General features: G+C 46.0%; 7 protein-coding genes. 5 read left to right on the top strand and 2 right to left on the bottom strand.

The genetic code is table 11. The features are described 5' to 3' along the window. Nucleotides 1-578, bottom strand: a 578-nt coding sequence (locus F9K33_16175; protein KAB2877569.1) for an ABC transporter permease, incomplete at its 3' end; no start/stop codon positions are given. A gap of 262 nt (nt 579-840) precedes the next feature. Beyond that, a complete protein-coding gene (locus F9K33_16170) occupies nt 841-1,536 on the bottom strand; it encodes an ABC transporter ATP-binding protein (protein ID KAB2877568.1) in 696 nt (231 codons plus the stop codon). A gap of 94 nt (nt 1,537-1,630) precedes the next feature. Here F9K33_16170 and F9K33_16165 point away from each other — a divergent pair, with 94 nt between their 5' ends. From F9K33_16165 to F9K33_16145, 5 genes are read left to right on the top strand one after another with little or no spacing between them, the layout of a single operon-like run. After that, the gene (locus F9K33_16165) at nt 1,631-2,269 is read left to right on the top strand and encodes an arylesterase (protein ID KAB2877570.1); all 639 of its coding nucleotides are present in this window, start codon (nt 1,631-1,633) and stop codon (nt 2,267-2,269) included. A gap of 13 nt (nt 2,270-2,282) precedes the next feature. Beyond that, nucleotides 2,283-3,683: a DNA repair protein RadA gene (radA, locus tag F9K33_16160; GenBank protein KAB2877567.1), complete on the top strand. Its 1,401-nt coding sequence runs from the start codon at nt 2,283-2,285 to the stop codon at nt 3,681-3,683. Between the two features lie 14 nt (nt 3,684-3,697). Further along, nucleotides 3,698-4,057 (top strand): hypothetical protein, encoded by a 360-nt coding sequence (locus F9K33_16155; GenBank protein KAB2877566.1) that lies wholly within the window; start codon nt 3,698-3,700, stop codon nt 4,055-4,057. Then, on the top strand, nt 4,058-4,501 hold the full coding sequence (locus F9K33_16150; protein KAB2877565.1) for a hypothetical protein: 444 nt from the start codon (nt 4,058-4,060) through the stop codon (nt 4,499-4,501). It begins immediately after the preceding gene. A gap of 60 nt (nt 4,502-4,561) precedes the next feature. Then, on the top strand, nt 4,562-5,677 hold the full coding sequence (locus tag F9K33_16145; protein ID KAB2877564.1) for a hypothetical protein: 1,116 nt from the start codon (nt 4,562-4,564) through the stop codon (nt 5,675-5,677). The last annotated feature ends 226 nt before the right edge of the window (nt 5,678-5,903 follow it).

The following is a 5,903-nucleotide window of genomic DNA, read 5'->3' as shown; positions in this document are numbered from 1 at the left end:
GCTAATTGCGTCGCGGCCGATTCACCCGGAACTTTTTGCAGCCGCCCTTCGATAACAAATGATTGGGAACCGAGTGTGATCGTATCGCCAACTTCAGCGCCGAATTGCAGCAGCAAACCGTGATCAACCAGCGCTTTTCTGCCTTGCCTGAATGTACCGGCCGCGTCGGGCGGCAGAGTTTCCAATGCACCGTAGTAGGGAAATGTACCTTCGACAGATTTGACCTGAATGAGCCGCGTCCCGTTGTTCTTTTTGAAATAGATCATCGAGGCAAAAGTGATTTCGCGCGATTGTTTTCCACCCAGTGAGTCAATAAAATATTCGATCTCGGATGAAAAAGGCTGGCGGCTCGAAATAACCAGATCGGCGCCAAGCAGCGTTTTAGCTTGGTCGTCAATATCCCTTTTCAGATTGTCGCTCATGGACTGAATCGCCACCAACGCCGCCGTTCCCATAACGATGGACAAAAGAAATAGAAATAATCTCTGCCAATGATGGCGTCCGTCGCGCCATGCCATTTTCCAGATCCAGGGATCGGTTATCGTAAAATGAGGTTTTTTAAAATTCATGTCTGTCATACGAGTAAAAAATTAAAACCATGGGCCCGCGAAACACACTAAATAACACGAACGAAATGCAAATTAAAAAATAATTTTCTGAATCTTTTTGTGCCTTTTACGGGCAATGTTCCTCACATCATTAATTATTGTGCTTATCGGGTTGGCTCACAAATGAAAGAGAACCCTTCAGTCTGAGCGAAGTCGAAGACTGATTTTACTAAACTTGGTCATGGTTCGACTCCGCTCACCATGACGTATGTGAGTAAACCTGATAAGCACATTAATTATTTTGACTCTGGGTTGGCTCATCAGAAACTATTTTTCCGCTGCGCAATCGAATGATGCGCTGCGTCAGTTGAGCCAATTCCAGATTATGCGTAACCAATACTAATGCCGTTCCGATCTCTTTATTCAATTCAAAAAGCAGCTCTACAATTTTATGACTGGTCTCGTCGTCCAGATTTCCGGTAGGCTCGTCTGCGAATAGAATTTTAGGTTGATTGATAAAAGCTCTCGCAAGCGCAACGCGCTGCTGCTCACCCCCGGACAACTGCACAGGATAATGGTCCATACGGTCTCCAAGGCCCACGCGCTCCAGCCACGTTTGCGCAAAGACGTCCGCCCGCGATTCCCCTCTGAGTTCCAGAGGCACCATGACATTCTCCAGCGCGGTCAGCGTCGGTATCAGTTGAAAATTCTGAAACACAAATCCCACGTGCTGGTTTCGAAGCAGTGCGCGGGCATCTTCATCCAAAAGATCCATTTGCGTATCGTTCAGATGAACCGATCCCCTGCTCGGGTGATCAAGCCCGGCGCACAATCCGAGTAAAGTAGTTTTTCCGCTTCCCGACGGTCCCACCACGGCGCACGTCGAGCCGCTTTGTATAGAAAACGAAACGTCATGGAGTACTGTGAGATCGCGCGAACCGCTGCGATAAGATTTAGATAATTCCTGAACATGTAAAATGTTTGACATAACGATTGGATTTTGTATTTTGTGGTTGATTCAGTTTTACCGACATGAACTTAATTACACTTTGTATTACAAACAATACGGTTTTTCCCCTATTATGTTTTGGATAAAATATTCTATTTTTGTAGTCATTCTATGTTGCTTATCCCCAGTTATGAATGCGCAGGAAGTCGGCACCAAAACCATTCTTTTTATGGGCAACAGTCTCACGGCCGGATACGGACTGGAACCGTCGCAGGCATTCACTTCATTAGTTCAGAATAAAATCAAAAACGAGGGAATGGATTTCAAAGTCGTTAATGCCGGCCTGAGCGGCGAAACGACGTCCAGCGGACTGCGCAGAATCGACTGGCTTCTCAAACAACGGGTCGACGTGCTGATGATCGAGCTCGGCGGCAATGACGGACTGCGCGGCATTACGCTTAGCCTGACCAAACAAAATCTACAGGACATGATCGACAAAGCCCGCGCGCAATATCCAAATATCCGCATCCTGCTCGCGGGAATGGAAGTTCCGCCAAATATGGGCGACGCATACGCTGCTGAATTTCGCAAAATGTATCCTGAACTGTCTAAAAAAAATAACGTGGGTCTTATTCCGTTTTTGCTCGAGGGCGTCGGCGACCGGCCGGAACTTAATCAGAGGGACGGAATTCATCCTACAGCCGCGGGACATGTTATCATTGCAGAGACCGTGTGGAAATTTCTAAAACCGGTATTGAAATCACTCCCTTAACTGAAAACCCTGAATGCCAAAGATCAAAACCCAATTTGTCTGCCAATCGTGCGGATACCAATCATCCAAATCATTGGGCAAATGCCCGGAATGCGGAACATGGAATTCTTTCGTGGAAGAAACCGTTTCCGGCCAACCTGCGCCGTCGCGATCCCCTGACAAAATTCTAAGTAGTTTCAAGAACGTGGACAGTTCAACCTACGTTGACCTCAGTGAATCTGCGCAAACATTGGATCAGATTGAAGTTCATACCGATCACCGCATTTCCACTTTAATTCCGGAATTTGACCGTGTGCTCGGCGGCGGTATCGTAAAAGGTTCGCTTGTGCTGGTTGGAGGCGAACCCGGAATCGGCAAGTCCACATTGATGCTCCAGATGGCGGCGCAGCTAAAACAGAGAACGCTCTATATCTCCGGTGAGGAATCGGTTTATCAAATCAAATCCCGCGCGGAGCGTATCGTAGCGAAAACCAACAACATGCTCGTGTACGCCGAGACGAATATGAATAAGATTCTTCAGGAGATCATGCAAACGAAACCGCAAATCGTCGTGATCGATTCCATACAGACATTATACCGCGATGAAATCGAAAGTGCGCCGGGCAGTGTGAGCCAGGTTCGCGAATGTACGGCGCTGCTGATGCATCTCGCCAAGACGCGCGGCATTTCGATTTTTCTGGTCGGACATGTTACCAAAGACGGCGCGATCGCCGGCCCGAAAGTGTTGGAACATATCGTGGACACGGTGCTGCAATTTGAAGGCGATCAAAATCATTTATTTCGAATTTTGCGCGCAACCAAAAACCGGTTCGGGTCAACTAACGAAATCGGTATATTTGAAATGCGCGATAAAGGGTTAATCGAGATCTCCAATCCGTCAGAATTATTTTTATCGGAGCGTCACTTAAATCAGCCCGGCTCGGTGGTCGTGCCGGTCGTGGAAGGCTCGCGGGTACTGTTGGTGGAAATTCAGGCGCTGGTGAGCCCTACCAGCTACGGCATGCCGCAGAGAACCACGTCCGGTTTTGATCTGCGCAGATTGCAGTTACTCATCGCCGTTCTTGAAAAACGCGCGCGCATTCCGCTCGGCCAGCATGACGTTTTTCTCAACATCGCCGGCGGCCTGAAAGCGGACGAGCCCGCGCTCGATCTTGGCGTCGCACTGGCAATTGCTTCAAGTTATCGTGACGCGATGGTTGATCCGTATACCGTCGTGATGGGCGAGATCGGGCTCGGCGGTGAGATTCGCGCGGTGAGTTTTGCCGAACGCCGTATGCGCGAGGCGGTCAAACTTGGGTTTGAGAACATGGTCATCCCAAAAAGTAATACCAAAGACCTTTCTGAAATGAAATCAACAAAAATTGCAGGCGTGCGAAGGCTGGAAGAGGTTTTTGAGGCGTTATTGAAAAAATAATTGAAAACGACGTTATGTCAATAGACCTCCGCGAACTAATTCTTCTGATCAAACAAAATAAAGAGTTTGATTCCCATTTGTGTTTGGATATTGGGTGTGTGATTGAAAGTAACAATTCCAAACCGCTCATTAAGGCGATCAATTATATTATTAATTATCTGAAGGAGGCCGGAGAGGGTGAAATTCAGATCGATTTGGATTCCCATTATTCGAAACATCAATTGGTTTTCATCGTTCATACCGACCAACAGACTTTGCCAAAGCCGAGCAATCAATTGCAGTCCATAATGACTGCATACAACGGAACGATCGAATGGATATTTGAACCGGAAAAGTATGCCAAATGCCAACTAACGTTTAATACGGCAGGATAAATGAACGACTCATTGCTCCCGGAAAATTTTGATCACCGCAACCTTGCTCTGTCCGTTTTGAAGGCGAATAACATACTCGCCGCGAGAATTTCAACAGCATGCAAGATTGAGAATGAACGGGTTGCGGAGTTGTTAACTGAAGTTCTGAAGTATCTTAATTTGACGGCTTATTATGAACAGAGATTGACCCCTTCTCTTTTAGTTGACTACGCATGGCATGAATTCATCTTATGCACCAAAGCGTACACGGATTTTTGCCAAAACCATTTCGGTAAATATATTCATCACCATCCCGGGGGAAATGGCGAGGAAAATAAGAAGCAGTTCATAAATACGCTTAAGTATTACCGTGAACATTTTGGAAAACCACCGGACAGGTTTTGGGGAAGTCTGTCCGAAGCACAAGCCGCCTGCGGCGCGTGCACGTCTTCAACATCTTTATAATTATTCACCACAGTGTTCTCCGTGGCTACGTTTGATATATTAATTTCAAAAGGAGTACTTATGTTTTTATCCGCATCATTATCCGTTGACCCGTCACAAATGACCAAGATCCAGCCGATTCCGCCAACCAAAGTGTTCAAAAAACTCTTGTTTATACTATCGTCGGGTAACATTAGCGAGAAAGAAGAAGTGGAGACTTTAACGGCTTTATCGGTTTTGCAGCAATTAAATATGGTTTGCCGCTCACTTGGGATTTCCAACATTGTTCGTTTATCAAAGGACGATATCGATTTTTATCTCGACGAAGAAGGGAAATCAGACGATTTGAAGGATACTTTAGATAAATTCAAGTACGAAGTGGATGAGATCGAGTCGGAGGTTTTTAAAACTTTGGATCTCGTTCTCGAGCATTCAGACAAGGAATTTAGTTATCTCATCGAAATTTTTATTCGCCGTATTCACAAAGTCGGCGAGCCGCCTATTCAGATCAAGATCAACGGCGTGATGAGTGAGTTTCAATCAAAATCCAATCAATCCGAAAAAGATATGGAAGAAAAACTCAAACCCATATTCGATACTAACGACAAATACCGGAGTTTTGTAAAAGCCAAACAATTAAGATTCGATCAGTTTGTAAGTTCACTCGAAGTCGCGATTCGAAAGGCGATCCGTATCGACCATATTAAAGTTGAATCGAACGCTAAGATCGTTCGCCCGAAAGAACGGATCAAAAAAGAAATTCCATCGGCTCAAAAACAGGCGGTAGAACCCGTTTTTTACGGATATCCCGGATGGGGCAATGCTTTTTTCTATGCGTGGATGTGGTCTAGCATGTGCCATACGCATGATATTCAGGTGAATAATGCGACTCTCGTTGACGATAATGGCGCAAATATCATGAGCGTCGGTGACGAAGGTTTCAACGCCGGCGAGAGCAATACGATGAACGTCGATCAACCATTTGAACCGCCGCAGGCATCTGACGCTGTGTATTACGACAATAATGAATACGCTTCGGATATCAAAAATGCCGGACTTAATGACGGAGGTTTTGATCCATCGGACGAAACGCGGAACGCTTTTTCAGATTTCTCCGATAACAGCGACAGTTCATCCGATTCCGGCGATTCGGGGAGTTCGTGCAGTTCCTGCAGTAGCTGCGGCGGCGGGGATTAGAACCCATATTTTTTATCGTGCTTATCGGGTTGCCTCACAATGGAAAAGGAGCTTTTTGCCTGAGCAAAATCGAGGGTTGATTTACTAAATCTGTCATGGTTCGACTTCGCTGGTATGTAAAGAGTCAAGAGTTTTGATAAGTTTTAATTCATAAAGTTTGTTCTTTGACAACACACTAATAACAAGATCAACACGCTGGTATTAACAGTCCACGATCAGATCGTGG

The sequence above is a fragment of the bacterium genome (assembly GCA_008933615.1).
Taxonomy (GTDB): domain Bacteria; phylum CLD3; class CLD3; order SB21; family SB21; genus SB21.
Note: the sequence above shows the minus strand (reverse complement) of the source record. Positions and strands in the feature narration are given on the sequence as shown.